This is a genomic window from Bradyrhizobium sp. 6(2017), assembly GCF_011058295.2.
GTDB classification, from domain to species: Bacteria; Pseudomonadota; Alphaproteobacteria; order Rhizobiales; family Xanthobacteraceae; genus Bradyrhizobium; species Bradyrhizobium septentrionale.
The window spans coordinates 398,378-424,359 of record NZ_CP049289.2 but is presented as its reverse complement, the minus strand read 5'-3'; the positions used below and the strand labels follow the sequence as shown (position 1 = coordinate 424,359).

Here is a 25,982-nt window from a genome sequence, read left to right as displayed (position 1 = left end):
GATAAATAACCGCCCCTATCCCTCATTTTGACCGGGAAGTGCAACGATGGACAAGTTCACTACGCTGGAAGGCGTCGCGGCGCCGCTGAAGATCATCAATGTCGACACCGACATGATCATTCCGAAGCAGTACCTCAAGACCATCAAGCGCACCGGCCTTGGCAAGGGGCTTTTCTCCGAGCAGCGCTACAAGGATGACGGCAGCGAAAACCCGGATTTCGTCCTCAACCAATCCGCCTATCGCAACGCGAAGGTGCTGGTCGCCGGCGACAATTTCGGCTGCGGCTCGAGCCGCGAGCACGCGCCCTGGGCGCTGCTCGACTTCGGCATCCGCTGCGTGATCTCGACCTCGTTCGGCGACATCTTCTACAACAACTGCTTCAAGAACGGCATCCTGCCGATCCGCGTGTCGCAGGAGGACCTCGACAAGCTGTTCGACGACGCCGAGCGCGGCGCCAATGCGACACTGACCATCGATCTTCCCAACCAGGAGATCCGCGGTCCGGACGGCGGCAAGGTCAAGTTCGAGATCGACCCGTTCCGCAAGCATTGCCTGATCAACGGCCTCGACGACATCGGCCTGACGATGGAGAAGAAGACGTCGATCGACACCTTTGAGGCCAAGCTCAAGGAGCGCGCCTGGGCCTGAGCGGCAGCGTATCATCGAGCCCCGGTGCCCTCGGGCGCCGGGGCTTTTGCTTGCCGAATTGCCTCGCCGCAGACTTGCTGATAGCTGACGCGCATGCTGCCTGACATCGTCACCTTCTGGCACGGCTCGATGGACGCGCTGCGCCAGACCTGCCTGCGCTCGCAGGTGGCGGCCGGGCACAAGGTCACGGTCTACAGCTTCGATCCGATTCCCGGCCTGCCCGACGGCGTCGGCAATGCCGAGGCCGAGGCCGTGCTGCCGCATTCGTTCTCGGAGAGGCTGCGTCCGGCCGAGCCGGACGGTTCGTGGCGCGACTGGACCATCCTGCAGTTCAGCGACTTCTTCCGTATGCGGCTGATGCGGCAGCGCGCCGGCCTCTGGCTTGATGCCGATGTGCTGCTGCTGAAGGGCGTCGAGATCGATCCGGCAAAACCTTATTTTGCCTGGGAACGGCCGCGCCAGCTCGGCAACTCGGTGCTGTATCTGCCGCAAAATGATCCAATCGTGCGCGCCTTCGAAGCGCTGATGCAGCAGGACGAGCTGACGCCGGACTGGCTGGCGCTGCGTCACCGCGTGACCTTTGCGATGCGCCGGCTGCGCGGCAAATCCAATCGCCTCGCCGACATCCGCGTCGCGATCTTCGGCCCGGCGGCGCTCACCGCGCTGGCGCGCCGCGAAGGCGAATTGCAGCACGCGCTGCCGAAGCGTTCGTTCTACGCGGTGCATGCCGAGCCAAAGCTGTTCTTCGAGCCGTCGGATTTTTCGAAGTACCTGAACGACCCCGCCATCGTCGGCCTGCACATCTCGCCAAAGGGACGCGGCAAGCACGCGCCGATCCCGGGCAGTCTTTATGCGTGGGCGACGGAGAAGTTTGGAGCGTGAGCACTTCCCTTCTCCCCTTGTGGGAGAAGGTGGCGCGGACGCAGTCCGCGACGGATGAGGGGTCTGTCTCCGCGGAGAGAACCCCTCACCCGCGCTCGCTTCGCGAGCGCACCCTCTCCCACAAGGGGAGAGGGTAAGGGGCCGATCGCGCTAATGCCCCATCGCGGCGATCGCGTCTGCGATCGCGATCGTGCGCTTGGCCATCTCGGCGTGCAGCCGCTCCACCATGCGGCCGTCGAGCTGGATCGCACCGCGCGAGGCGTTCTCCGGCTGTTCGAAGGCGGCGATGATCTTGCGCGCCTCAGTGACCTCCGCCTCCGGCGGCGTAAAGATCGCGTTGCAGGCATCGATGTGGCTCGGGTGGATCAGCGTCTTGCCGTCGAAGCCGAGATCGCGGCCCTGGGCGCATTCCTCGGCAAAGCCGTCGACATTGCTGATGTCGCTATAGGGCCCGTCGAGGATTTCGAGCCCGTGCGCGCGGGTCGCCAGGATGCAATGCGTGATCATCGGGATCATCGCCGCGCGGCCCGGCTTCATCCGGATCCGGGTCTCGCGCGCAATGTCGTTGGGCCCGAACACGAAGCCGGCGAGCCGGGTTTCGGAATCCTTTGACGCGGCGGCGAGCTTGTCGGCATCGAGCACCGCGCGCGCGGTCTCGATCATGGCCCAGACCCGAATCGAGGCGGGCGCATTGATGTCGCTGAGGCGGTCGGCAACCGCGTTGAGATCGTCGACGGTGGAGATCTTGGGAACCAGGATGCCGTCCGGCTGTGCCTTGCCGGCCATGCCGATGTCGTCGACCCACCAGGGCGTGTCGAGGGCGTTGATCCGGATCAGGACCTCGCGCTTGCCGAAGCCCTTGGCGGCGACCGCCTTGGCAATCTGATCACGGGCCACCGCCTTGGCGTCGGGGGCCACCGAATCCTCGAGATCGAGGATGATGCCGTCCGCCGGCAGCGTCCGGGCCTTTTCCAGCGCCCGTGCATTCGATCCCGGCATGAACAACAGGCTGCGGCGCGGACGGGTCATGGTGATCTCCTCAAGGCCTCTGGCAGATTGTTGTTTAAGCATGATCTTTTCGGAAAACCGCTTCGCACTTTTCCGGATCATGCTCTAGCGAAAGTCCATTGTTTAGGCACTGATCGGCCGCAGCTTTTCAAGCCCCGGCGCTATCATTTCAGCCCCGACGCCGAAAGTCTTGTTCCGGACATGCGCTTGTGGTTAGGCAGTGGCATGCAGTCCTTTCCGAAGCAATTGATCGACGGCTACCACGCCTTTGCCACGCAGCGGCTGCCGACCGAGCAGTCCCGCTACCGGGACCTCTCGGAGCGGGGCCAATTCCCCGAGACCATGGTGATCGGCTGTTGCGACTCCCGCGTCTCGCCGGAAGTGATCTTCGACGCCGGCCCGGGCGAATTGTTCGTGGTCCGCAACATCGCCAACCTGGTTCCGGTCTACCAGCCCGACAGCAACGCCCACGGCGTCTCGGCCGCGCTGGAATATGCCGTGACTGTACTGAAGGTGAAGAATCTCGTGGTGCTGGGCCATGCCCAGTGCGGCGGCATCCGCGCCTTCGTCGACAAGATCAAGCCGCTGACGCCTGGCGACTTCATCGGCAAATGGATGCAGATGTTCATCAAGCCGGGCGAGGTCGTCGAGCAGCGCGAGCATGAGAGCATGCAGGACTTCGTCACCCGCATCGAGAAGGCCGCGGTGTTCCGTTCGCTGGAGAACCTGATGACCTTCCCGTTCGTGCGCGAACGCGTGGAGAGCGGTGACATGCAACTGCACGGCGCCTATTTCGGCGTCGCCGAAGGCTCGCTGTTCGTGCTCGACCGTGTCGCGAAGGAATTCGTCAGCGTTCGCTGACGCGCCGAAATCAGGCCAACAGAAATCTATTCGCCTCCGTGATGGCCGCTGCCCCAGCGGTCGGAGATCGCGAGCATGAAGGACGACACCACGAACACCAGGTGCACACCGACCAGCCAGGCGAGCTTGCTGGGATCGAAGGCGGTATCGAGGTTCATGAACGCCTTCAGCACCTGAATGGCTGAGATCGCGACAATCGACGCAAGTAATTTCTGCTTCAGGCCGCCGAAATCGACCTTGGTCATCCAGTCCGGCCAATCCGGGTGCCCTTCCGGATCGATCTTCGAGACGAAATTCTCGTAGCCGGAAAACACCACGATCAGGATCAGATTGCCGGTGAGCGAGATGTCGATCAGCGAGAGCACGCCAAGGATGATGTCGGATTCCTTGGCATCCGGCACATGCAGGATGAAGTGCCACAGCTCCATGCAAAACTTGAGCAGCAACGCCGCGAGGCTGATGACAAGGCCGAAATAGAACGGCGCCATCAGCCCGCGGCTGTTGAAGAGCAGGTTTTCGAAACGACGTTCGACGCGCTTCAGCGTCGGATTGGGCCGATAGGTCCCCTGTTGTTCCGCCATGCCTCGCGCTTCCTGACCCGTATCCCGCGTTTCGCTGTTACGCCGCCTTCTTCTTGGCGGTGATCAGCTTGCGGTTGATCAGGACTTCGGCGATCTGGATCGCGTTCAGCGCGGCACCCTTGCGCAGATTGTCCGAGACGCACCAGAACGACAGGCCGTTCTCCACCGTCGCGTCCTCGCGGATGCGGCTGATATAGGTCGCGTCCTCGCCGGCGGCCTCATAGGGCGTGACGTAGCCGCCCGGCTCGTGCTTGTCGATCACGAGGCACCCCGGCGCATTGCGCAGGATGTTGCGCGCCTCGTCGGCCGTGATCGGGTTGGCGAACTCGACATTGACGGCCTCGGAGTGGCTGACGAAGACTGGCACGCGCACGCAGGTCGCGGTCAGCTTGATCTTGGGATCAAGGATCTTCTTGGTCTCCGCCATCATCTTCCACTCTTCCTTGGTGAAGCCGTCTTCCATGAAGACGTCGATCTGGGGAATGATGTTGAAGGCGATGCGCTTCGGAAACTTCTTATTGATCAGCTCGTCATTGGTGTAGACGGCCTTGGTCTGCGTGAACAGTTCGTCCATCGCATCCTTGCCGGCGCCCGACACCGATTGATAGGTCGCGACCACGACGCGGGTGATCGTCGCCTTGTCGTGCAGCGGCTTCAGCGCGACCACGAGCTGCGCGGTCGAGCAGTTCGGGTTGGCGATGATGTTCTTCTTGGTGAAGCCGGCGGCGGCATCCGCGTTCACCTCCGGCACGATCAGCGGCACGTCCGGGTCCATGCGCCAGGCCGAGGAATTGTCGATCACGACCGCGCCGGCGGCGCCGATCCTGGGCGACCATTCCTTGGAGACCGAGCCGCCGGCCGACATCAGGCAGATGTCGACGTCGGAGAAATCATAATGCTCGAGCGCCTTCACCTTCAGCGTGCGGTCGCCATAGGAGACCTCGACGCCGACGCTGCGGCGCGAGGCCAGCACGACGACCTCGTCGGCGGGGAATTTGCGCTCGTCGAGAATGTTGAGCATTTCGCGCCCGACATTGCCGGTCGCTCCGACCACCGCGACTTTGTAACCCATCGTTCACTCTCCGACGAAAAATGCCCGTTCCCCCGCTGGCAGCGGAAAGGGAAGAGGCAGCGCTTCTATGCGAGAAACCCCGTCAAGACAACGTTGCGTAGCTTTTGAGCGTTTTGATGCGTTTCTTTCAGGCCGGTCCGGCCGTACCCCATCATACGAGAACTCCATCCGCACTGACGAGTTTCGTCGACGAGGTTTACGCCACGCTCTCCCGGCTGTTCGCCTATGTCGCCGTGCTCGCGCTGTTCGCCGTCCTCGGCAACTATCTATGGAAGCAACTGCCGGACGCAACGGCGATGGCTGCCCCCGCCGTCGCGGGCTGGAGCCTGGCCGGTCGCTCGACGCCGGCTTTTGCCATCAGCCGGCAAGATCCGCGAGATAAAACAGAGGCTTACGAAATCTTCCGGCACCCCGAGGGCGGTCGCAAAGACGTCTTCCGCTGGGCCGACGCCAGTGGCGCGCCGGCAGCCGAGCTGGAAATCTACCGTCCCGGCGGCGAGTCCATGGGACCCGCGGTCACCGAGATCGCCGGGCGGCTCGACCCGGGCGGCGTCCGCGAGCTCGAGGCCGCCGGCATCGTCGACAGCAAGTTCGGCAGCGTCACCTTGCTGCGCCCGGCGCGGCAGGACGGCAGCCGCAGTTGCCTTGGCTTCCTCAAGCAGGCCGACGCGCCCGATTTGCGCATCTCCGGCTGGACCTGCCAGGGCGCCAGCCTGCCGGCCCAGCGCGCCGCGATCGTCTGCATGCTGAACCGCCTGACCCTGCTGGCCGCCGGCAATGACCTGCGGCTCGCTGCGCTGTTCGCGCATGCCGAGCTGCGCCGCACCGACTGCGTTACCTCCGGCCCGCCGGCCCTGTCGGCCGACTGGGTGATGGGCAGCAAGAACCCGCTTCTGCGCGGCGCCCTTTGATGGCAAGACCGTGGCAAGACACTGGTTTACATGAAACTTTTGCTCTACCGGCTGCATTATCTGGGCCGGTGTGGCGCAATTGACCTAGTGACGGGCTTCCCACCAAGGCTACAATATGTTCCGAGTGATTTTGGCGGACGCGCCAGCCCCCCGACGGGGCCGTAATGACGAGGATGCGATGACCTTGAAATTCCCTGCCGCGAACAAGCTCGTGGTGTTGCTTGCCGCGGCTGCCGTCACCGCAACCGCGCTCAGTGTGACCGCAGCCAGCGCGCAGAGCCCGAGCAAGCGCCAGCAGCAAGAGCAGTATGACCGCGACGGCCGCCGCTATTACGGCCAGCAGGGTCCGAACCGCGTCTATCAGCAGGGTCCGCGCACCCGCGTCTACGTCACCACGCGCTCGTGGCTGGACGCCGGCACCGAAGTGCTGCCGGGCGACCGCAAGTTCAACGACTACGCCTATCCGCCGGAGATCGGCTATCCGTCGTTCGCGCGCGAGAACAACAACCGTCCGATCGATCGCCAGCCGCTCAGCCCGCCGGCCGACCTCGGCGGCTATCCGCGGAATTTCCCGCTGTACTGAGAATTTCGGCAAGCAGCGGATACGAAAATGCCCGGCTCCGGCCGGGCATTTTTTGTTTGTCCGTCATTCCGGGATGGTCCGAAGGACCAGACCCCAGATGCGCGATTGCGCATCGGGGAATCTCGAGATTCCGGGTTCGCGTCTTTGACGCGCCCCGGAATGACGGCAGAGCCGTCACGCATGCAGCTTCTGCAATTCCTTCAGGATCGCTTCGCCCATCTGCGTCGTGCTGACCGACGTGGTGCCTTCCGACTTGATGTCGGCGGTGCGCAGGCCGCTGGCGAGCACGGCCGCGATCGCGGCATCGACCTTGTCGGCGAGATCGCCCATGTCGAAGGAATAGCGCAGCGCCATCCCGAACGACGAGATCATCGCGATCGGGTTGGCGAGGCCCTTGCCCGCGATATCGGGCGCCGAGCCGTGCACCGGCTCGAACAGCGAGCGGCGCTTCTTGGTCTTGGAATCGACCTCGCCGAGCGAGGCCGACGGCAGCATGCCGAGCGAACCGGTCAGCATCGCCGCGATGTCAGACAGCATGTCGCCGAACAGATTGTCGGTGACGATGACGTCGAACTGCTTCGGCGCCTTCACCAGGTTCATGCCGCCGGAATCGGCGAGCTGATGCTCCAGCGTGACGTCCTTGTATTCACGCGCATGCACCTGGGTCATGACCTCGTTCCAGAGCACGCCCGACTTCATGACGTTGCGCTTCTCCATCGACGTCACCTTGTTGCGGCGCTTGCGCGCCAGATCGAAGGCGACGCGGCCGATGCGCTCGATCTCGTAGGTGTCGTAGACCTGGGTGTCGACCGCGCGCTTCTGGCCGTTGCCGAGATCGGTGATGGTCTTCGGCTCGCCGAAATAGACGCCGCCGGTGAGCTCGCGGACGATCATGATGTCGAGACCCTCGACCGCCTCGCGCTTGAGGCTCGAGGCATCCGCCAGCGCTGGGTAGCACACCGCCGGACGCAGGTTGGCGAACAGGCCGAGATCCTTGCGCAGCCGCAGCAGGCCGGCCTCGGGGCGGACTTCGTAGGGCACGCTGTCCCACTTCGGACCGCCGACCGCGCCGAAGATCACAGCGTCGGCCGCGGCGGCCTTGGCCATGTCGCCCTCGGAGATCGACACCTTGTGGGCGTCATAGGCGGAGCCGCCGACCAGCCCCTGCTCGGTCTCGAACCTGGCGATGCCCTGCGCATTCAACCAGTCGATCACGCGTTGCACCTCGGCCATCACTTCGGGGCCGATGCCGTCGCCGGGGAGAAGCAGCAGTTTATGGGTCGCCATGGTCGTTACCTCGAGCTAACTGTTTGTTGTCATTGCCGGGCAAGAGCGCGAAGCGCGTCCTCGCACAAATGACCCGGCAATCCATCCCGCTTCGAAGAAGCCTTGAAGATGGATGCCCGGGTCAAGCCCGGGCATGACGAGCGGGGAAATCCGGGCGGAGTGCTAAAACGCCCCGGGCGGATTGGCAAGGCGCCTCGGACAGGGCCAAAATGGCCGCAGAGAGCCAACCGCGCCCCAAGAAGCCAACAAGACGGACCTCATGACCGCAGCCATCGTCTACGCCTTCGCCTCGGCCATTTTCTTGGGCGCAGGCGTCGTGCTCGCGCAGCTTGGCTTGCGCACCGTCGAGCCGCTGTCGGGCGCCGCGATCAGCGTGCCGTCCTTCACTTTGCTGTTCCTCTTGCTGTCGCCGCTGATCCTGCATGGCGAACCGGTGGTGTGGCGCGGCCTGCCGATCTTCATGGCGATCGGCCTGTTCTTCCCGGCCTCGCTGACGCTCCTGACCTTCGCGTCGAACCGGGCGCTCGGGCCGGTCATCACCTCGACATTGGGCAATCTGGCGCCGCTGTTTGCGGTCACCGCCGCCGTGGTGCTGCTGCACGAGCCGCTCGAGCCGCAGCAGCTCCTCGGCCTCGTGGTCGCGGTGGCGGGGGCGGCTGTGATCACCGTGACCCGGCCGCGCGACCTCGGCCATTGGCGCAGCTGGGCGCTGCTGCTGCCGCTCGCCAGCGCGCTGGTGCGCGGCATCGTGCCCCCGATTGCAAAGCTCGGGCTTGCGATCTGGCCGAGCCCGCTCTGGGCCTGCCTGATCGGCTACATCATGTCCTCGCTGGTGGTGCTGACCGTGCAGCGGATCCGCAAGGGCAGCTTCACGGTGCAGGCACCGCGCGAGGGCCGGTTCTGGTTCGCATTGACCGGCATCAGCAACGGGCTCAGTGCGCTCAGCCTGTTCGCCGCAGTCCGCAACGGCCCGATCACGCTGGTGGCGCCGCTCGCTGCGATCTACCCGCTGGTCACCGTGGCGCTGAGCGCGATGCTGCTCAAGCATGTCGAGATCACCGCGCGGATCGTCGCCGGAACCCTGCTCACCGTAATCGGCGTCGCGCTGGTCCTGATCGCCTGATTGCCTGATACGCAAGACTGTGTTGCGGCCAGCGGCGCTGGGCAGCGCCGCTGCGGCCTGCCACAATGGCCGCATTGCCGGAGTGAATTGTGAGAGCCCCCGCCCCGTCCTATCCGCATCCCGCGCGGCTGATTCTGATTCTGTCGCTCGCACCGACGGTCGGTCTCGGCATCGGCCGCTTTGCCTATTCGCTGGTGCTGCCCGACATGCGCGACTCGCTGGCCTGGTCCTATTCGGCCGCCGGCTTCATGAACACGATCAATGCCGCCGGCTATCTGGTCGGCGCACTGTTCGCCTCGCGCCTGATCCAGCGCTTCGGGCTTGCCACATCGGTGCGCTGGTCGACGCTGGCCTGCGCGCTGTCGCTGGCGCTCTGCGCCATCTCCGGCAATTTCGCCGTGCTGAGCTTTGCCCGCCTGCTGGTCGGCTTCGCCGCCGCAATCGGCTTCGTCGGCGGCGGCGCGCTCGCGGCGACGATCGCGCAATCGCGGCCGGAGCGCGCGAACTTCCTGCTCAGCCTGTTCTATGCCGGGCCGGGCGTCGGCATCCTGGCCTCCGGCCTGATCGCGCCCTTCGTGTTGCAGGGCTTTGGCGCGGGCTCCTGGTGGATCGTGTGGTGGGCAATGACCCTGCTCTCGGCGATCATGACCGTGCCGCTGCTGCTTGCGCCATTCCACGGCAATGCAGCCGCCGCCGGCATCGTGCGGACCAAATTCGCGATCATGCCGGTCCTGATCTACCTCGCCGCCTATTTCCTGTTCGGCGCCGGCTACATCGCCTACATGACCTTCATGATCGCCTATGTCCGCGACGGCGGCGGCGGCGCGGTCGCACAGAGCGCGTTCTGGAGCCTGATCGGCGTCAGCACGTTCGTGACGCCCTGGTTCTGGCGGCGGGTGCTGGCGCTCGACCGCGGCGGGATCGCCACCACCATCATCCTCGGCGTCAACGCGCTCGGCGCGGCTCTACCGATCTTCGGGCATTCGCCGCTGCTGCTTGCGATTTCCGCGCTGGTGTTCGGCGTCGCCTTCTTCGCGGTGGTGGGGTCGACCACCGCCTTCGTACGCTTCAACTACCCGCCGCAGGCCTGGCCGACCGCGATTGCGGCGATGACCATCGCCTTCGGCATCGGGCAGACGCTCGGGCCGATCGTGGTCGGCGCCATCACGGATGCCGTCGGCAGCCTGTCATTTGCACTGAACGTCTCGGCCGCGATGCTCGCGCTCGGCGCGCTGCTGTCGGCGTTTCAGCGGAAGGTGGGGCCGTAATCCTCCGTCGTCCCGGCGAAAGCCGGGACCCATAACCACAAGTGGTTGTGATGGAAGGAAGCGTCTCCCCGCATGCCTATTCCTTCGGCCGCGGAGTATGGGTCCCGGCCTCCGCCGGGACGACGGCTAGCTCCCGCTGAACGAATTGTAGCCCTGGTCTTCCCAGTAGCCGCCCTTGTAGTCGTTGGTGACTTCCATCGACAGCACGTATTTCGGGTTCTTGAAGCCGAGTTTTGTGGGCACCCGGATCTTCATCGGAAAGCCATAGGCGCGCGGCAGGATCTCGTCGCCGAATTTGAAGGTCATCTGGGTCTGCGGATGCAGCGCCGTGCGCATGTCCAAAGGTGAATTGTAGCCGTCCTTGTCGGCGCACTGGAACCAGACATATTTGGCGCGCGTGTCGGCGCCGATGATCTTGAGGAAATCGCGCAGCGGCGTGCCGGTCCAGCTGCCGATCGCGCTCCAGCCCTCGACGCAGATATGGCGCGTCACCTGCTTGACCTGCGGCAGCTTGTACAATTCGTTCAGCGTCCACGACTTCTTGTTTTCAACCAGGCCACGCACCTCGAGCTTCCAGTCCGCGCCCGCGACCTCGGGCGCATCGTCGAGATCGTAATAGGCATTGAACGGGAACGGCTTGGTGATCATGCTCTCGGGATACGTCGGCGCCAGCGCATCCGGATTGAACATCCAGGCCTGCACCGCGTCGTTGAACTTCGAGACCCTCTTCAGCAGTTCCTCCGCCGACGACGAATCGACCACGTCGCAGCCGGTCAGCAGCGTCAGCGCGCCGAGGCTGGTCCCCGCCGTGATGAAACGGCGGCGCGTCAGCTCCGGCATCGTCTTCACTGCGTCGCGCACCAGCAGCTTCTTGTCGACACCGGGGATCAGGAGTTTGCGCAAGCGACCCATGACACTCTCCCTAACGACCGATGATCATGGCGCGCAGGCTCTTCGGCACCAGCAGTGCGAGCGCGACGTGGATCACCAGGAAGGCGACGATCAGCGCCATGCAGGTGAAATGAACATAACGGGCGAAGTCGTAGCCGCCGAACAGCGTCACCAGCCAATGCAATTGCACCGGCTTCCACATCGACAGGCCGGACAGCACGATGACGACGCCGACGATGATGATGCCGGTATAGAGCAGCTTCTGCACCGAATTGTACTTGCTGAGATCGTCATGCGACAGCTTGAAGGTCAGCGCCGCCTTGGTATCGGAGATCACGCCGCCGGGGGTGATCGGCAGCAGCTTCTTGCGGAAGCGGCCGGTGGCGAAACCGAGCGCCAGATAGATCAGGCCGTTGACCATCAAGAGCCACATCGCGGCGAAGTGCCAGAGCAGCGCGCCGCCAAGCCAGCCGCCGAGCGTGATGCTCCGCGAGAAGGTGAAGCCGAACAGCGGCGAGGCGTTGTAGATCTGCCAGCCGGACATGATCATCAGGATCATCGCGAAGGCGTTGATCCAGTGCACCATCCGCACCCAGACCGGCTGGATCACCTTCGCCGGCGTTGCGGTCTCTGCCGGGTGGTCGCTGACGGCAAGGCTCGTCATGGCATATCTCTGCTCGTGGTCGTTACCGGCTTATACGCCGGGAACCGGGGTTCCGTTACAGGGTCGCGCCTACTCAGTTTGATATAGGCCGCCCCATCTGGTCACAAAAATGCGAGCCGGGGCGAGGCTCCGGCTCGCTGTTTCGTGGGGCGTTCAGGGACTAAATCAGGCCGCCGGGTGTTACGTCGCCGGCATCAGCACGGTGTCGACCACATGGATGACGCCGTTCGACTGGTTGACGTTGGAAATCGTCACCATCGAGGTGCCGCCCTTGGCATCGACGATCCAGACCTTGCCGTCCTGCTTCTTCACGGTGAGTTCCTCGCCCTCCGCGGTCTTCAGCTTCTTGCCGTCGGTGAGGTCGGAGGCCTCGAGCTTGCCGGGCACCACATGGTAGGTGAGGATCTTGGTCAGCGTCGCCTTGTTCTCCGGCTTGACGAGGCTGTCGACGGTTCCGGCCGGCAGCTTGCCGAACGCGGCATTGGTCGGCGCGAACACTGTGAACGGGCCCTTGCTTTCCAGCGTGCTGACCAGGCCCGCGGCCTTCACCGCGGCGACGAGGGTGGTGTGGTCCTTCGAATTGACGGCGTTCTGGACGATGTTCTTGGACGGGAACATCGCGGCGCCGCCGACCATCACGGTCTTTTCCTCGGCGCGGACCGGCGCCACGACAGTGGCGGTGATCGCGAGCGCGCTGAAGGCAGCGGCAGCGAGATAGGCAATACGCTTCGACATGGTTCGTCTCCCGATGAGGTATCCGACCGGCGAGGCATCGCCGGCGATGAAGGGGCAACAACGGCGCGTGTTGTTCGGTGTCTGCGTCGTCGTTGCCCGAGCTACGGCAGGTTTTCGGGACGGTTTCCGGAAATAATTCTTTGTGATTCCTGAAACCGGCTGCGGCGCGCTGCATACCCGCGGCGCGTCGCGCAGCTTGTCGACCGTTCCATTCAGCGGAATTGACGGGTGCGCCGCCGCGAGCAATTTGCTTGCCGCCATTGCCTGATTGGTTCAGCCTGAGATTGCAGCGTAGCTTCGCTAGCCAGGCGGGTGTGGGGAGGACGATCATGAGCAGCATCACGGCTGATGGCCACGCCGCGCCTGCGGCGAACGAGGCCAGCAGCGACATCGGACCGCTCGAGCAGAAGCACCTGCAATTTGCCAATTACCGCGCGGTCGCCGGCGGCACGGAGGTGACGAAAACGCATTGGCACATCGCCACCGCCAACGCGCTCGGCTGGGGCTTTGACGGCATGGACGGCGTGATCTTCGCGCTGGTCTCGCCGATGGTGATCAAGGAATTTTCGCTGAGCCTGCCGGAATATCGCTCCGGCATGCAGATCGCGCTGTTCGTCGGCATCGCCGGCCTCTATTTCTGGCCATGGCTGGCGGACCGGTTTGGCCGGCGCACGCTGCTCGCCGTCAACATCGCGCTGTTCTCGCTGTTGATGCCGGTCGCGGCGCTGTCGCCGACCTTCGCGGTCTTTGTCATCGCGCGCTCGTTCCTGTTCTTCGCGCTCAACGGCGAATGGTCGCTCGGCTCGATGCTGGTGGCCGAAACCTGGCCGGCGCGGCTGCGCGGGCGGGTGATCACCATCACGCGCTCGGCCTGGTGCCTCGGTGCCACGCTGGCCGGCGCGATCACCGGGCTGGTCGCCGCCAATTTCGGCTGGCGTGTCGCAGTCATGGTGCCCGGCGTGATCGCGCTGCTGGCGATCTATATCCGCTCCACCTGCCCGGAATCGCCCTATTGGGTGCGCGCGCAGGACCGCAAGCGGCGCATCTCGGAGACGCTGGCGCGCGGCGGCACGGTCAGCGCCGACGATGGCGCCTGGTTCGGCAAGGCCAAGTCGGTCGGCATCCGCCAGGTGTTCCTGCCCGACGTGCTGCCCGCAACGCTGGTTGCGCTGTTCGTTGCCTGCGCCAGCACCTGCATCTACGGCACGGTCGGCGCCTGGATGCCGCTGTACCTATCGACCGAGAAGCATTGGTCGACGACGGAATACAGCCTGTTCTACGTGTTCTACGGCCTTTGCGGCTTCCTCGGACTGTGCCTGGTCGGCTGGCTGATCGACAAGATCGGCCGCCGGCGCGCCTTCATCATCACCTTGATCGAGGGCGCGATCTTCATGACGCTGTGGGTCTATTCCGAGGACCGCGTCCTGCTCTGGACGTTCGGGCTTCTCTGGTGCCTCGGCTTCCTCGGCTTCTGGGGACCGAGCACGACCCTGACCGCGGAAATCTTCCCGACCCGCATCCGCGGCGCCGCCAACGGCGTGGTGTGGGCGATCGCTTACTTCGTCGGCTTCGTGCTGTTCCCGTTCGTGTCCATCGCGCTCCAGCAGCACACCGGCTCGTTCGCGCTGGCGTTCCTCTGCATCCCGGTGCTGATGATCGCGATGGCGGTCGGTGTCTTCCTGTGGGTGCCCGAGCATTCCGGCAAGGAGCTGAACGAGATCATCGAGTGACGTAGACCGTCCACGCCGTCGTCCCGGCCAAGCGAGGCGCGAGCCGGGACCCATAACCACGAATGGCCATTATCAGGCATCGCTGGAGCCACAGCGTGCCCAACAATCCGACCCTGTGGTTATGGGTCCCTGCTCCCGTGCGCAATTGCGCACTAGGCAGGGACGACCCGTTAAAAGTTGGGCCTAATCCCTGTTCGCCGGCGTCTGGATGAATCCGCGGTTGTGCGTCGGGCTGATCAGGATCTCGTTCATGCAGACCCGCGGCGGCATGCTGGCGACGAAGGCGATGGTGCGGCCGCAATCCTCCGGCTGCAGCATCTTGGCCTGCTCGGCTTCGCTCGGCACCACCGGCCGCTGCTTTAGGATCGGCGTTGCGACCTCTCCGGGCGACAGGCAGCAGGCGCGCAGGCCGTTGACGCATTCGTCCATGTTGAAGGAATGGGTCAGCGCCAGCACTGCGTGCTTGGTCGTGGTGTAGGCCGGGCCCGGCATTTTCGAGACGTGACGGCCGGCCCAGGAGGCGACGTTGATGATGCAGCCGTCCTGCTGCTTGCGCATCGTCGGCAGCACCGCGCGCATGCAGTAGAGCACGCCGTTGAGATTGACCTCGACGAGCTTGTCCCAGCCTTCCAGCTCCATGTCGGCCCAGCTGCGCTTCGGCACATTGATGCCGGCGCTGTTGACCAGGAGGTCGATGCGGCCGTGTTTGGCGACGATCGCTTCGGCCGCCTTGTTGACGTCGGCCTTGTTGCTGACGTCGAGCGGGATCGCCTCGGCCTTGCCGCCCTTGTTCGTGATGTTGGCCACCACGCGGTCGAGCTCTTCCTTGCGGCGGCCGGAGACCACGACCGTCCAGCCGTCCGCAGCCAGGAATTCCGCCCCGGATTCGCCGATTCCGGTGCCGCCGCCGGTGACCCAGGCCACGCGTTTCCCATTATTTGTCATGCAAACTGTCTCCGTTGCTTTCCGAAGGGCGTTTTTGCTAATCCAGCCAGACCTTTCCGGCTCTTTCGCCCCTCGGGGAATGTTTGCATGAACACGACCACCAACGCCAACCTGTTTTCCCGCCTGTTCGACGGCCTCGACAACCCCAACCGACTGGCGATCGAGCAGCTCGACGGCAGCCGCATTTCCTATGGCGATCTGATCGCGCGGGCCGGCCAGATGGCGAACGTGCTGGTTGAGCGCGGCGTCAAGCCAGGCGACCGCGTCGCGGCGCAGACCGAGAAATCGGTCTCGGCCCTGGTGCTCTATCTTGCCACCGTGCGCGCTGGCGGCGTCTACCTGCCGCTCAACACCGCCTACACGCTGAACGAGCTCGAATATTTCATCAGCGATGCCGAGCCGGCGTTGGTGGTCTGCGATCCCACCAAGCCGGAAGGCATCACGGCGACCGCCGCCAAGGTGAGCGCGAAGGTCGAGACGCTGGATGCCAGCGGCAAGGGCTCGCTGACCGAAGCCGCCGACAAGGCTCGTAACGACTTCGCTACCGTGCCGCGCGGCAATGACGACCTCGCCGCGATCCTCTACACGTCGGGCACCACCGGCCGCTCCAAGGGCGCGATGCTGTCGCACGACAATCTGGCGTCGAACTCCTACTCGCTGGTCGACTACTGGCGCTTCACCGACAAGGACGTGCTGATCCACGCGCTGCCGATCTATCACACCCACGGCCTGTTCGTAGCGAGCAACGTGACGCTGTTCTCGCGCGCCTCGATGATCTTCCTGCCGAAGTTCGATCCGGACCTGATCATCAAGCTGATGGCGCGCGCGACCGTGATGATGGGCGTGCCGACCTTCTACACCCGCCTGTTGCAGAATCCCGGCCTGAACAAGGACGCGACGAAGCACATGCGGCTGTTCATCTCGGGCTCTGCGCCGCTGCTCGCCGACACCCATCGCGAATGGTCGGAGCGCACCGGCCATGCCGTGCTCGAGCGCTACGGCATGACCGAAACCAACATGAACACCTCCAACCCCTATGACGGCGACCGCGTGCCCGGCGCGGTCGGTTTCGCGCTGCCCGGCGTCTCGGTGCGGGTCACCGATCCCGAGACCGGCAAGGAGCTCGCGCCCGACACCATCGGCATGATCGAGGTCAAGGGCCCGAACGTGTTCCAGGGTTACTGGCGGATGCCGGAAAAAACAAAAGCCGAATTCCGCGGCGACGGCTTCTTCATCACCGGCGATCTCGGCAAGATCGACGGCAAGGGATACGTCCACATCCTCGGCCGCGGCAAGGATCTCGTGATCTCCGGCGGCTTCAACGTCTATCCGAAGGAGATCGAGAGCGAGATCGACGCCATGCCCGGCGTGATCGAATCCGCCGTGATCGGCGTGCCGCATGCCGATTTCGGCGAGGGCGTCACCGCCGTGCTGGTCTGCAGCAAGGGCGCCGATGTCAGCGAAGCCTCGGTGTTGAAGGCGCTCGACGGGCGGCTCGCCAAATTCAAGATGCCCAAGCGCGTCTTCGTCGTCGACGAACTGCCGCGCAACGCAATGGGCAAGGTGCAGAAGAACATTCTGCGGGATACTTATAAGGATATCTATTCGAAGGCTTGAAGAAAGCGGGATTTCGCGAGGGAACGATGAACCGAGAGTATGCCGAGAGGATTTGTCTACAAATCTTCGATGCTTTGGATGCAATGTACAAGGCTGAAATGGCCATTGCAGGGCTCGGCAAGCAGGAACGGACCCGATTCCATCGTTCGGTTCAAGAGGTCATTGCGGACCTCGAGGACAAGCTTCTCCTTCCGATTTGCGAGCAATATCCGGACTTGCGGCCACCCACAGAGGAACAGAGGCCACGCATACTTTGCAGCGAATTGACATGGAGCGAGGTGAATCTTCCGTCGTCGGTGACCGAAGATCAGCTCGACGAGGTCATCATGTCGCTTTTGAATCCGCGGTGGCGGAAGGTCCTGTGGTTCGTGACCATTGCAGAAGAACGTTACAAGGAGCTTGGCTGGACTATCAGTCACGAGGTGACCGCGGCGCGATTGAAGGTGCTCTCCGATAGGGATCGCATCGAGGGGATCGGCGATATGCGCTACTGGGGCAACAGCGAGGTCCGGTTGAAGGACTGACGCCGGCTAGTGCCCGCCGACGAGGCTGATCACGAACCGCCCGCCGACGATGAAGAGATAGGCGCCGAAGGCCATCTCCAGCGCCCGCTTCGACAGCGCATGCGCCACCTTCACGCCGAGCGGTGCGGTGACCAGTGTGGTCGGCATCACCAGCAGCGCGCCGATCAGCGAGACGTAGCCGAGCGCGAACGGCAGCTGCAGCGCGGTGACGTCGGGGAAGCGCGCGGCGGCGGGCCAGCCGGCATAGACATAGCCCAGCGCGCCGGGGATCGAGATCAGCACCGCAAGCGCGGACGAGGTCGCAACCGCCTGATGGATCGGCCGGCCGTAGAAGGTCATCAAGAGATTGGCGAACAGGCCGCCGCCGATACCCATCAGCGTCGACAGCAGGCCGACGAAGAAGCCGTAGACGCGCATCAGGAAGCCTTTCGGCACGTCGTCGCCGAACTTCCAGGTCTCGCGCGCCAGCAGCAATCGCGCTGCCGCCGACCACGCCACCACCACGAACACGATCTTGAACAGCCGCTCCGGCGCAAACCGCGCGGTGACGCTGCCGGCGGCGACGCCGATCACGATCGGCAACCACCAGCGCTTCAATATCTCCATGTCGACCGCGCCGCGGCGATAGTGGGCGCGGAACGAGCTCAGCGAGGTCGGGATGATGATCGCGAGCGAGGTGCCGATGCATAGCGGCATCCGCACCTCGAGCGGCACGCCGGCGAGGCGAAAGCATTCGTAAAACACCGGCACCAGGATCGCGCCGCCGCCGATGCCGAACAGGCCAGCGAGAAACCCGGACAGCGCTCCAACCGCGATCAGCAGCAGCGCAAGCTCGAGCAGTTCCTTGGGATCGAGGCCGGCCATCATCCTTCCCGTCGTCAGGAGGCGTTCGCGTCAGTGCGGTCGGCCAGCCATAACGTGACCAACGCTGCCAGCGGAGCAGCCGCCGCAACCAAAGCAAAGCGGAGTGGGTTTGAAGGCGTTGCGCCCTGCATCAGCAACGCCAGAACGGCGACTAGCAGTCCGGCGCACGAGAAGACAAGCAGGAAGGCCGGATCGTCGGCACTGGCGCGACCGGCAGTTCGGCGCCGTTCGAAGGAATTCGGATGGAGGGAAGTTGAGGCCATGTCGCGCTCCTCAAATCGTGGAGCTGGCAGACTAGACCCTTCTCAAATGCGGGAGTATTGCTCCGGATGAGCAGGCTCTCTTGCGAAGTGCGGAAGGATCGGGCTTGGACCAGCTTGCCGCGATGGCGGCCTTTGTCCGTGCGGTCGATACCGGCAGCCTGTCGGCGGCGGCGCGCTCGCTGCCGAGCTCGCTGACCGCGGTGAGCCGGCAGATCAGCGCCCTGGAGGAGCATTTCGGCACCCGCCTGCTGCTGCGCACCACCCGCCAACTCGCACTCACCGACGACGGTCGCATCCTCTACGAGCGCGCGAAATCGATTCTCGGCGAAGTCAGGGAGATCGAGGCGACGCTGGCGCGCGACCCGCACCAGCCATCAGGTCGGATTCGGATCAGCTCACCGAGCCTGATCGGGCGGCTCGTGATCGCGCCGCTGCTGAACGAGTTTCTGCGCCGTTATCCCGCTGTTGCCGTCGACCTGCTGTTGATCGACCGCGCCGTCGATATGGTCGACGAGGACATCCATCTGGCTGTTCGCATCGGCCGCTTGCGCGACTCGCAGCTGGTCGCGCGCAAGCTCACCGATCTCCAGATGATCGTGTGCGCATCGCCTGAGTATCTCGCGCGGCGCGGCGAACCGCGGACGCCAGGCGATCTTTCGGCGCATGACTGCCTGGTGTTTTCCGATTCGCCTGGAAGCGCGGAGTGGCGCTTTGCCGACGGCTCGAAGACGGGTCGCAAATTCCGCATATCCGGTCGGCTCTGGATGAATAGCCTCGACGCGCTGGTTGGTGCAGCGCGGGATGGTGCGGGCATCGTCCGCGTGCCGTCGTGGCAGGTGCAATCCGATCTCGCGAGCGGCCGCTTGCAACGGCTGCTGATCGACCATGAGCCGGCGCCGACGCCGCTGCATCTGATGCTTCAGCCGTCGCGCCTGGCATCGCCTAAGATCAGGGCATTCGTCGATTATCTGGTGGAACAGTGGGGCAAAATCGACGCGTTCCGGAGCCCGTCAGCGCGCAGCTAATGGTCTCCCGCCGCACGCAGATATTATGATTCACTTCTTGGTTCATCAGGCCTTGCATCTGGTATACCACACTGCGGATCAACCAGAATTCGGCAAGTCTAACAATGAACTTCGGTTCGACCGAAGGCTATTTGGCCGTTGCGCGGGCTGATCCGACTCCGTAAATAGAACTCCTCTACCGCGTTCCCCGATGGGCCGGCCGCGGTCCCTCACACCATAAAGCCCGCCGATGACCGCCAGGATCGAACGACCGCTTTCACCCCATTTGCAGACCTACCGGTGGACGCTGACGATGGCGCTGTCCATCGTCCACCGTGCCACAGGTCTGGCCCTCTATTTCGGCACCCTGCTGCTCGCCTGGTGGCTGATCGCAGCCGCCTCCGGCCCCTCCGCCTATGCCAATGTCCAGGCCTTCACCGGCAGTGTGATCGGCAAGCTGATCGTGTTCGGCTACACATGGGCGCTGATGCACCATCTGTGCAGCGGCATCCGGCATTTCGTCTGGGATCTCGGCTACGGCTTCAAGGCCAATGAGCGCGAAGCGCTGACCTGGGGAGCTGTGGTTGCCGGCGTCGCGCTGACCGTCCTGATCTGGACTGCCTACGCCATCGGAGGTGGACGATGAGCGGCCGTTCCTCGATGCGCACGCCGCTGGAGCGCGTCCGCGGTCTCGGGTCCGCGCATACCGGCACCGGCGACTTCTGGCGCCAGCGCCTCACCGCAGTTGCGATGACGCTGCTGATCTTTCCCGTGATCGTGGTCGTGATCATGCTGACCGGCCGCAATCATGCCGGCGCGGCGCAGATCCTCGGCTCGATCCCGATCGCCATCATCCTGCTGCTCTTCATCATCGCCAGCACCTGGCACATGAAGATCGGCATGCAGGTCGTGATCGAAGACTACATCCACAACGAGAAGCTGAAGATCGCCAGCGTGATGGCGAACAACTTCTTCTGCGTCGCGGTCGCATTGGCCTCGATCTACGCAATCCTCAAATTGTCGTCGGGAGTATAACCCATGGCCGGTGAAGGAAACGGCAAGGCCACCAACGGTGGCCCGGCCACGAACGGCAAGGCCTACCCGATCCAGGACCACACCTACGACGTCGTCGTGGTCGGCGCCGGCGGCGCGGGCCTGCGCGCCGTGGTCGGCTGCTCGGAAGCGGGCCTGCGCACCGCCTGCATCACCAAGGTGTTCCCGACCCGCTCGCACACGGTTGCGGCGCAGGGCGGCATCTCGGCCTCGCTCGGCAACATGCACCAGGACGACTGGCGCTGGCACATGTACGACACCGTGAAGGGGTCGGACTGGCTCGGCGACCAGGACGCGATCGAATACATGGTGCGCAACGCGCCCGACGCGGTCTACGAGCTCGAGCATTGGGGCGTTCCGTTCTCGCGCACCGAGGAGGGCAAGATCTATCAGCGCCCGTTCGGCGGCATGACCATCGATTTCGGCAAGGGCCAGGCGCAGCGCACCTGCGCCGCTGCCGACCGCACCGGCCACGCCATGCTGCACACGATGTACGGCCAGTCGCTGCGTCACTCGGCCGAGTTCTTCATCGAATTCTTCGCCATCGACCTGATCATGGACGACCAGGGCGTCTGCCGCGGCGTGATCGCGCTCAAGCTCGACGACGGCACGCTGCATCGCTTCCGCGCCCAGACGACGATCCTGGCGACCGGCGGCTATGGCCGCGCCTATGCCTCCTGCACCTCGGCGCACACCTGCACCGGCGACGGCGGCGGCATGGTGCTGCGTGCCGGCTTGCCGCTGCAGGACATGGAGTTCGTCCAGTTCCATCCGACCGGCATCTACGGCTCGGGTTGCCTCGTCACCGAGGGCGCCCGCGGCGAAGGCGGCTATCTCGTCAACTCCGAAGGCGAGCGCTTCATGGAGCGCTACGCGCCGTCGGCCAAGGACCTCGCCTCGCGCGACGTCGTCTCGCGCGCGATGACGATCGAGATCCGCGAAGGCCGCGGCGTCGGCAAGAAGAAGGATCACATCTTCCTGCACCTCGATCACCTCGATCCGAAGGTGCTGCATGAGCGGCTGCCGGGCATCTCCGAATCGGCGAAGATCTTCGCCAATGTCGACGTCACCCGCGAGCCGATTCCGATCGTGCCGACCGTGCACTACAACATGGGCGGCATTGCCACGAACTATCACGCCGAGGTGCTGACCAAGCGCAACGGCGACGACAATTCGGTGGTGCCGGGCCTGATGGCGATCGGTGAAGCCGCCTGCGTTTCGGTGCATGGCGCCAACCGCCTCGGCTCCAACTCGCTGATCGACCTTGTCGTATTCGGCCGCGCCGCCGCACTGCGTCTTGCCGACAAGCTGACGGCGAACGCCAAGCAGCCGGAGCTGCCGAAGGATTCGTCCGACCTCGCGCTCGGCCGGCTCGACCACTTCCGTCACGCCTCCGGCGGCACGCCGACCGCGAAGCTGCGCGACAGCATGCAGCATGTGATGCAGAACAATTGCGCGGTGTTCCGTACCGGCGACGTGCTGCAGGAAGGCCAGAACCTGATCCACAAGGTCTATGGCGGCGTCGGCGACATCTCGGTTTCGGACCGCTCGCTGGTGTGGAATTCCGACCTGATCGAGACGCTGGAATTCGACAATCTGATCGTGCAGGCAATCGTGACGATGGATTCGGCGGCCAACCGCACCGAGAGCCGCGGCGCGCATGCCCGCGAGGATTTCTCCGCGCGCGACGACAAGAACTGGATGAAGCACACGCTGACCTGGATCGATCCGGCCGGCAAGACGGCGATCGATTATCGTCCCGTCCACGACTACACGATGACCAACGACGTGCAGTACATCCCGCCGAAGGCGCGGGTCTACTGAGAACGAAGGCGAGCAAGCATGGTTGAATTCGCACTTCCGAAGAATTCGAAGATTTCCGGCGGCAAGACCTGGCCGAAGCCGGCCGGCGCCACCGAGACGCGCGAATTCCGCGTCTACCGCTGGAACCCGGACGACGGCAAGAATCCGAGTGTCGACACTTACCATGTCGACACCCATGATTGCGGCCCGATGGTGCTGGACGGTCTGATCTGGATCAAGAACCACATCGACCCGACGCTGACCTTCCGCCGCTCCTGCCGCGAAGGCGTCTGCGGCTCCTGCGCAATGAACATCGACGGCCAGAACACGCTGGCCTGCACCAAGTCGATGCACGACGTCGGCGCTGGCGGCGCGGTCAAGGTCAATCCGCTGCCGCACCAGCCGGTGGTGAAGGACCTCGTTCCCGACCTCACCAATTTCTACGCCCAGTATGCCTCGATCGAGCCGTGGCTGAAGACCACGACGCCGACGCCGCAGAAGGAGTGGAGGCAGAGCCACGAGGACCGAGAGAAGCTCGACGGCCTTTACGAGTGCATCCTGTGCGCCTGCTGCTCGACCTCCTGCCCGAGCTACTGGTGGAACAGCGAACGCTTCCTCGGTCCCGCCGCGCTGCTGCAGGCGACCCGCTGGGTCACCGATTCCCGCGACGAAGCGACCGGCGAACGGCTCGACAATCTCGAGGATCCGTTCCGCCTCTATCGCTGCCACACCATCATGAACTGCGCCAAGGCGTGCCCGAAGGGCCTCAATCCTTCGGAAGCGATCGCCGAGCTCAAGTTCAAGCTGGTCGAACGCCAGATCTGATCCGACACGCCCGCGGCCGGCGCTGTTATCAGCGGCCGCCCGCAGCAGGCCGGATCAGGATGTCGGCGCCGACGGCATCGACGCCAGGCCGATCGAGATCGAGCACGACGTCGACGATGCTGTGATCGTCCGGATCCATCGTGACGGTGAAGCCGAGATCGCGGCACATCCCGATCATCGTGGTGTTCTCGGTCAGCACCTGGCCGGACAGCCGCTTCAATCCCTCCGACTTCGCGTAGTGGATCAGCAGCTGCATCAGCGCCCAGCCTAGCCCTTTGCCCTTGAGATCGGACTGCAGCAGGATCGCATATTCGGCGTTCTGGTACAGCGAGTCCGAATGCAGCCGGACCGCGCCCATCATCTCGCCGGTGTTCGGGTCCAGCGCCACGAAGGCCATCGCGCGCGCATAATCGAGCTGGGTCAGGCGCGCGATGAACGCGTGCGAGAATTCCTTCATCGCATGGAAGAAGCGCAGCCGGAGATCTTCGGCCGTCACGCGCTTGAAGAACTCGCCGACCATCGGCTCGTCCTCCGGCCGCATCGGGCGCACCGTGACGCGCGAGCCGTCGCGTAACGCGAGCTCGCCCTCCCATTGCGACGGATACGGCCGCACCGCGAGCCGTGTCTGGCCGGCAAACAGCCGCGCCGGCTTGCGGATCGCCACCCGCGCATCGAGCGCCAGCACGCCGCTCTCGTCCGCCAGCATCGGATTGATATCGAGCTCGGCGACCTCGGGAATGTCGGCCGCCATCTGCGCCAGCTTGACAAGGGTAAGCGGCACCACATCGATTGGGACGGCCGGCACATCGCGATAGCCGCCAAGCAGCCGCGACACGCGGGTGCGCCCGACCAGCTCACGCGCCAGATTCATGTCGAGCGGCGGCAGTGCCAGCGCCTTATCGTTGATCACCTCAACCGCGGGGCCGCCGCGACCGAACACGATCACCGGACCGAAGGTCGGGTCGTCGGCGATGCCGAGGATCAGTTCGCGCGCCGCGCGTCGCACGATCATCGGCTGGATCGTCACGCCCTGCAGCTTCGCGCCGGGCCGCGCGCTTCGTGCGCGCTCCATCACGGTTCTGGCGGCCTCGACGACGCTGTCCCTGGTGCGCAGATCGAGGATGATCCCACCGACGTCGGAGGCGTGGCGAATGTCGCGCGAGAACACCCTGACCACGATCGCGCGCCCCTCGGCGAGGAACGGCGCCGCCTTCTCGGCGGCATCCTCGGCACTCTCGGCGACGATGGTCGTCACGATCGGGATATCGTAGGCCTCGAACAGGGCGACGATCTCGGGCGGATCGAGCCAGGCGCGCCCCTCCGACAATGCTTTCACGACCACATGCCGCGCCGCGACGGTCTCCGGCATGAACACCGATGCGATACCCGGCGGGATCGCGGCGAGCGCGGTAGAGGCCTCGCGATAGCGCACCAGATACATGAAGGCGCGCACCGCATCGTCCTCGGTCGGGAAATGCGGAATCCTCGCCGCCTCGAAGATCGCGCCGGTGCGCTCGTCGGCGCCGACCCACGCCGCGAGCACCAGTGCTGCCACTGCACTCCGCTTCGACCTGCGATCGCGAACGCATTGCGCCACGGCCTCGGCAATCCCCTCGGCCGGCGCCACCGCCATTTCCACATTCGCGACCAGCACCGCATCGCTGTTGGCGTCATCGAGCAGCGCATTGAGCGCCACCACGTAGCGGGCGGCATCGGCATCGCCCGCGATGTCGACGGGATTGGCGCACGACCAGCCCGGCGGCAACTCCTTGTCGAGCCGCGCAATCGTCTCCGCCGTCAATGTCGCGGGAACACCGCCGAGCTCGGCCAAGCGGTCGGTCGCGAGGATGCCGAGCCCGCCGCCATTGGTCAGGATCGCGAGCCGGTTGCCGCGCGGGACGAAGCCGCGGCCGAGCAGCTCGGCACAATCGAACAGCTGGCGAAGGTCGTAGACCCGCAGCATTCCGGCGCGGCGGAACGCGGCGTCATAGATCGCGTCCGAGCCGGCCAGCGCGCCGGTGTGGGTCGCGGCGGCCTTCGCGCCCGGCGCCATCCGTCCCGACTTGACGACGATGACCGGCTTCAACCGCGCCGCGGCGCGCGCCGCCGACATGAACTTGCGCGCATCCTTGATGGCCTCGAGGTAGATCAGGATCGCGCTGGTATGATCGTCGAGCGCGAAGTAGTCGAGCAGGTCGGCGACGTCGACATCGAGCTGGTCGCCGATCGAGGCGATGCCGGAGAAGCCGAGCCGCCGCTCCGCCGCCCACTCGATCATCGCCGCCGCGACCGCGCCGGACTGCGAGATCAGAGCGACGTGCCCGTCGGACGGCTGATGCGCGGCGAAGCTCGCATTGAGCTTCGCATGCGGCACCATGACGCCCATGCAATTGGGCCCGATCAGGCGCATGCCATGTCGACGCGCCGTCTGCTCCGCGGTCTCCGCGAGCGAGCCCGCGCCGTGGCCGAGACCCGCCGACACGATCGCCGAACCGGCGACGCCGGCCAGCCCAGCCTCCGCCACGATCTCGGGGACCGCGGCCGCCGGCGCACTGATGACGACGAGGTCTGGTACGAACGGCAGCGACTTCAGGTCCGGAACGGTCGGCTCGCCGTCGACATCGGCATACTGCCGATTGACCACCCCGACGCGGCCGGTGAAGCCGCTCGCTTTGACGTTTCGCAGCACCGCCGCGCCGAGCGACGACGGTCGCGGGCTGCCGCCGACGATCGCGATGCTTCGCGGCGAAAATACCCGCTCCAGGCCGAACGTCGACATTGCGTGGTCTCGCAGGGAACCAGCGGACGCCCGTAACGCGCCCGCGAATGAACTCTACTT

The 25,982-nt window shown here is 64.8% G+C and carries 26 protein-coding genes; 15 read left to right on the top strand and 11 right to left on the bottom strand.

Translation table 11 applies throughout. The features are described from left to right. Positions 1–46 precede the first annotated feature (46 nt). Both leuD and G6P99_RS02050 read left to right on the top strand, forming a co-directional pair. Complete coding sequence (gene leuD / locus G6P99_RS02055) at positions 47–649, top strand: 3-isopropylmalate dehydratase small subunit (RefSeq protein WP_029081278.1); 603 nt, start codon at positions 47–49, stop codon at positions 647–649. A gap of 93 nt (positions 650–742) precedes the next feature. Then, positions 743–1,531, top strand: coding sequence for a hypothetical protein (locus G6P99_RS02050; RefSeq protein WP_029081277.1), 789 nt, complete (start codon positions 743–745; stop codon positions 1,529–1,531). Between the two features lie 150 nt (positions 1,532–1,681). Here the strand turns inward: G6P99_RS02050 and G6P99_RS02045 are convergent, their stop codons facing one another. Next, complete coding sequence (locus G6P99_RS02045) at positions 1,682–2,560, bottom strand: HpcH/HpaI aldolase/citrate lyase family protein (protein ID WP_029081276.1); 879 nt, start codon at positions 2,558–2,560, stop codon at positions 1,682–1,684. A 204-nt stretch (positions 2,561–2,764) separates the two neighbouring features. Here G6P99_RS02045 and G6P99_RS02040 point away from each other — a divergent pair, with 204 nt between their 5' ends. Next, the gene (locus G6P99_RS02040) at positions 2,765–3,400 is read left to right on the top strand and encodes a carbonic anhydrase (RefSeq protein WP_165127111.1); all 636 of its coding nucleotides are present in this window, start codon (positions 2,765–2,767) and stop codon (positions 3,398–3,400) included. A gap of 26 nt (positions 3,401–3,426) precedes the next feature. Here the strand turns inward: G6P99_RS02040 and G6P99_RS02035 are convergent, their stop codons facing one another. Both G6P99_RS02035 and G6P99_RS02030 read right to left on the bottom strand, forming a co-directional pair. Further along, positions 3,427–3,981, bottom strand: a complete 555-nt coding sequence (locus G6P99_RS02035; protein WP_165127109.1) for a TIGR00645 family protein — start codon at positions 3,979–3,981, stop codon at positions 3,427–3,429. Positions 3,982–4,018: 37 nt separating this feature from the next. Further along, on the bottom strand, positions 4,019–5,053 hold the full coding sequence (locus G6P99_RS02030; RefSeq protein WP_029081273.1) for an aspartate-semialdehyde dehydrogenase: 1,035 nt from the start codon (positions 5,051–5,053) through the stop codon (positions 4,019–4,021). A 116-nt stretch (positions 5,054–5,169) separates the two neighbouring features. Here G6P99_RS02030 and G6P99_RS02025 point away from each other — a divergent pair, with 116 nt between their 5' ends. Continuing rightward, entirely contained in the window at positions 5,170–5,964 is a 795-nt protein-coding gene (locus G6P99_RS02025) for a hypothetical protein (protein WP_029081272.1), read from the top strand. A gap of 178 nt (positions 5,965–6,142) precedes the next feature. Then, positions 6,143–6,547: a hypothetical protein gene (locus G6P99_RS02020; protein ID WP_029081271.1), complete on the top strand. Its 405-nt coding sequence runs from the start codon at positions 6,143–6,145 to the stop codon at positions 6,545–6,547. Positions 6,548–6,721: 174 nt separating this feature from the next. On the opposite strand, the gene leuB is transcribed toward G6P99_RS02020, so the two are convergent. After that, positions 6,722–7,834, bottom strand: coding sequence for a 3-isopropylmalate dehydrogenase (gene leuB / locus G6P99_RS02015; protein ID WP_029081270.1), 1,113 nt, complete (start codon positions 7,832–7,834; stop codon positions 6,722–6,724). A 259-nt stretch (positions 7,835–8,093) separates the two neighbouring features. On the opposite strand from leuB, the gene G6P99_RS02010 reads away from it, so the two are divergent. Continuing rightward, positions 8,094–8,957 (top strand): EamA family transporter, encoded by an 864-nt coding sequence (locus tag G6P99_RS02010; protein WP_051346287.1) that lies wholly within the window; start codon positions 8,094–8,096, stop codon positions 8,955–8,957. A gap of 89 nt (positions 8,958–9,046) precedes the next feature. Then, the gene (locus G6P99_RS02005) at positions 9,047–10,225 is read left to right on the top strand and encodes a YbfB/YjiJ family MFS transporter (protein WP_165127107.1); all 1,179 of its coding nucleotides are present in this window, start codon (positions 9,047–9,049) and stop codon (positions 10,223–10,225) included. Positions 10,226–10,351: 126 nt separating this feature from the next. Here G6P99_RS02005 and G6P99_RS02000 read toward each other — a convergent pair whose 3' ends face one another. The 3 genes from G6P99_RS02000 to G6P99_RS01990 all read right to left on the bottom strand — a co-directional run bounded on the left by G6P99_RS02000 (position 10,352) and on the right by G6P99_RS01990 (position 12,515). Then, complete coding sequence (locus G6P99_RS02000) at positions 10,352–11,137, bottom strand: molybdopterin-binding protein (RefSeq protein ID WP_029081268.1); 786 nt, start codon at positions 11,135–11,137, stop codon at positions 10,352–10,354. A gap of 10 nt (positions 11,138–11,147) precedes the next feature. Further along, positions 11,148–11,780 carry a cytochrome b/b6 domain-containing protein gene (locus tag G6P99_RS01995; protein ID WP_029081267.1) on the bottom strand — a complete coding sequence of 211 codons (633 nt, stop codon included), beginning with the start codon at positions 11,778–11,780 and terminating at the stop codon, positions 11,148–11,150. A 180-nt stretch (positions 11,781–11,960) separates the two neighbouring features. After that, a complete protein-coding gene (locus G6P99_RS01990; protein ID WP_029081266.1) occupies positions 11,961–12,515 on the bottom strand; it encodes a fasciclin domain-containing protein in 555 nt (184 codons plus the stop codon). Positions 12,516–12,844: 329 nt separating this feature from the next. Here G6P99_RS01990 and G6P99_RS01985 point away from each other — a divergent pair, with 329 nt between their 5' ends. Further along, positions 12,845–14,245 (top strand): MFS transporter, encoded by a 1,401-nt coding sequence (locus G6P99_RS01985; RefSeq protein WP_029081265.1) that lies wholly within the window; start codon positions 12,845–12,847, stop codon positions 14,243–14,245. A gap of 183 nt (positions 14,246–14,428) precedes the next feature. On the opposite strand, the gene G6P99_RS01980 is transcribed toward G6P99_RS01985, so the two are convergent. Continuing rightward, positions 14,429–15,190, bottom strand: a complete 762-nt coding sequence (locus G6P99_RS01980) for an SDR family oxidoreductase (RefSeq protein ID WP_029081264.1) — start codon at positions 15,188–15,190, stop codon at positions 14,429–14,431. Positions 15,191–15,277: 87 nt separating this feature from the next. On the opposite strand from G6P99_RS01980, the gene G6P99_RS01975 reads away from it, so the two are divergent. Next, entirely contained in the window at positions 15,278–16,807 is a 1,530-nt protein-coding gene (locus G6P99_RS01975) for a malonate--CoA ligase (RefSeq protein ID WP_029081263.1), read from the top strand. Positions 16,808–16,833: 26 nt separating this feature from the next. Then, a complete protein-coding gene (locus tag G6P99_RS01970; protein WP_029081262.1) occupies positions 16,834–17,331 on the top strand; it encodes a hypothetical protein in 498 nt (165 codons plus the stop codon). 6 nt (positions 17,332–17,337) lie between these two features. On the opposite strand, the gene G6P99_RS01965 is transcribed toward G6P99_RS01970, so the two are convergent. Beyond that, entirely contained in the window at positions 17,338–18,198 is an 861-nt protein-coding gene (locus tag G6P99_RS01965) for a sulfite exporter TauE/SafE family protein (protein WP_165127105.1), read from the bottom strand. A gap of 11 nt (positions 18,199–18,209) precedes the next feature. Further along, positions 18,210–18,458 (bottom strand): hypothetical protein, encoded by a 249-nt coding sequence (locus G6P99_RS01960; RefSeq protein ID WP_165127103.1) that lies wholly within the window; start codon positions 18,456–18,458, stop codon positions 18,210–18,212. A gap of 122 nt (positions 18,459–18,580) precedes the next feature. Between G6P99_RS01960 and G6P99_RS01955 the strand changes: the two genes are divergently transcribed. The 5 genes from G6P99_RS01955 (at position 18,581) to G6P99_RS01935 (ending at position 23,143) form a co-directional block, all read left to right on the top strand. Then, positions 18,581–19,483 (top strand): LysR family transcriptional regulator, encoded by a 903-nt coding sequence (locus G6P99_RS01955; protein ID WP_245284687.1) that lies wholly within the window; start codon positions 18,581–18,583, stop codon positions 19,481–19,483. Between the two features lie 229 nt (positions 19,484–19,712). Then, the gene (sdhC, locus tag G6P99_RS01950) at positions 19,713–20,108 is read left to right on the top strand and encodes a succinate dehydrogenase, cytochrome b556 subunit (protein WP_029081258.1); all 396 of its coding nucleotides are present in this window, start codon (positions 19,713–19,715) and stop codon (positions 20,106–20,108) included. Between the two features lie 14 nt (positions 20,109–20,122). After that, positions 20,123–20,497, top strand: a complete 375-nt coding sequence (gene sdhD / locus G6P99_RS01945) for a succinate dehydrogenase, hydrophobic membrane anchor protein (RefSeq protein WP_156928619.1) — start codon at positions 20,123–20,125, stop codon at positions 20,495–20,497. Between the two features lie 3 nt (positions 20,498–20,500). Next, entirely contained in the window at positions 20,501–22,339 is a 1,839-nt protein-coding gene (gene sdhA / locus G6P99_RS01940) for a succinate dehydrogenase flavoprotein subunit (RefSeq protein ID WP_029081256.1), read from the top strand. A gap of 18 nt (positions 22,340–22,357) precedes the next feature. Beyond that, positions 22,358–23,143 (top strand): succinate dehydrogenase iron-sulfur subunit, encoded by a 786-nt coding sequence (locus tag G6P99_RS01935; protein ID WP_029081255.1) that lies wholly within the window; start codon positions 22,358–22,360, stop codon positions 23,141–23,143. A 28-nt stretch (positions 23,144–23,171) separates the two neighbouring features. Here G6P99_RS01935 and G6P99_RS01930 read toward each other — a convergent pair whose 3' ends face one another. Then, positions 23,172–25,922, bottom strand: coding sequence for a bifunctional acetate--CoA ligase family protein/GNAT family N-acetyltransferase (locus tag G6P99_RS01930; protein WP_165127101.1), 2,751 nt, complete (start codon positions 25,920–25,922; stop codon positions 23,172–23,174). Positions 25,923–25,982 lie beyond the last annotated feature (60 nt).

Bases quoted from the DNA above. Each gene is read 5' to 3' on its own strand.
- leuD (WP_029081278.1), top strand. From the start codon at position 47: ATGGACAAGTTCACTACGCTGGAAGGCGTCGCGGCGCCGCTGAAGATC.
- G6P99_RS02050 (WP_029081277.1), top strand. From the start codon at position 743: ATGCTGCCTGACATCGTCACCTTCTGGCACGGCTCGATGGACGCGCTG.
- G6P99_RS02045 (WP_029081276.1), bottom strand. From the start codon at position 2,560: ATGACCCGTCCGCGCCGCAGCCTGTTGTTCATGCCGGGATCGAATGCA.
- G6P99_RS02040 (WP_165127111.1), top strand. From the start codon at position 2,765: ATGCAGTCCTTTCCGAAGCAATTGATCGACGGCTACCACGCCTTTGCC.
- G6P99_RS02035 (WP_165127109.1), bottom strand. From the start codon at position 3,981: ATGGCGGAACAACAGGGGACCTATCGGCCCAATCCGACGCTGAAGCGC.
- G6P99_RS02030 (WP_029081273.1), bottom strand. From the start codon at position 5,053: ATGGGTTACAAAGTCGCGGTGGTCGGAGCGACCGGCAATGTCGGGCGC.
- G6P99_RS02025 (WP_029081272.1), top strand. From the start codon at position 5,170: ATGCGTTTCTTTCAGGCCGGTCCGGCCGTACCCCATCATACGAGAACT.
- G6P99_RS02020 (WP_029081271.1), top strand. From the start codon at position 6,143: ATGACCTTGAAATTCCCTGCCGCGAACAAGCTCGTGGTGTTGCTTGCC.
- leuB (WP_029081270.1), bottom strand. From the start codon at position 7,834: ATGGCGACCCATAAACTGCTGCTTCTCCCCGGCGACGGCATCGGCCCC.
- G6P99_RS02010 (WP_051346287.1), top strand. From the start codon at position 8,094: ATGACCGCAGCCATCGTCTACGCCTTCGCCTCGGCCATTTTCTTGGGC.
- G6P99_RS02000 (WP_029081268.1), bottom strand. From the start codon at position 11,137: ATGGGTCGCTTGCGCAAACTCCTGATCCCCGGTGTCGACAAGAAGCTG.
- G6P99_RS01995 (WP_029081267.1), bottom strand. From the start codon at position 11,780: ATGACGAGCCTTGCCGTCAGCGACCACCCGGCAGAGACCGCAACGCCG.
- G6P99_RS01990 (WP_029081266.1), bottom strand. From the start codon at position 12,515: ATGTCGAAGCGTATTGCCTATCTCGCTGCCGCTGCCTTCAGCGCGCTC.
- G6P99_RS01985 (WP_029081265.1), top strand. From the start codon at position 12,845: ATGAGCAGCATCACGGCTGATGGCCACGCCGCGCCTGCGGCGAACGAG.
- G6P99_RS01980 (WP_029081264.1), bottom strand. From the start codon at position 15,190: ATGACAAATAATGGGAAACGCGTGGCCTGGGTCACCGGCGGCGGCACC.
- G6P99_RS01975 (WP_029081263.1), top strand. From the start codon at position 15,278: ATGAACACGACCACCAACGCCAACCTGTTTTCCCGCCTGTTCGACGGC.
- G6P99_RS01970 (WP_029081262.1), top strand. From the start codon at position 16,834: ATGAACCGAGAGTATGCCGAGAGGATTTGTCTACAAATCTTCGATGCT.
- G6P99_RS01965 (WP_165127105.1), bottom strand. From the start codon at position 18,198: ATGATGGCCGGCCTCGATCCCAAGGAACTGCTCGAGCTTGCGCTGCTG.
- G6P99_RS01960 (WP_165127103.1), bottom strand. From the start codon at position 18,458: ATGGCCTCAACTTCCCTCCATCCGAATTCCTTCGAACGGCGCCGAACT.
- G6P99_RS01955 (WP_245284687.1), top strand. From the start codon at position 18,581: ATGGCGGCCTTTGTCCGTGCGGTCGATACCGGCAGCCTGTCGGCGGCG.
- sdhC (WP_029081258.1), top strand. From the start codon at position 19,713: ATGACCGCCAGGATCGAACGACCGCTTTCACCCCATTTGCAGACCTAC.
- sdhD (WP_156928619.1), top strand. From the start codon at position 20,123: ATGCGCACGCCGCTGGAGCGCGTCCGCGGTCTCGGGTCCGCGCATACC.
- sdhA (WP_029081256.1), top strand. From the start codon at position 20,501: ATGGCCGGTGAAGGAAACGGCAAGGCCACCAACGGTGGCCCGGCCACG.
- G6P99_RS01935 (WP_029081255.1), top strand. From the start codon at position 22,358: ATGGTTGAATTCGCACTTCCGAAGAATTCGAAGATTTCCGGCGGCAAG.
- G6P99_RS01930 (WP_165127101.1), bottom strand. From the start codon at position 25,922: ATGTCGACGTTCGGCCTGGAGCGGGTATTTTCGCCGCGAAGCATCGCG.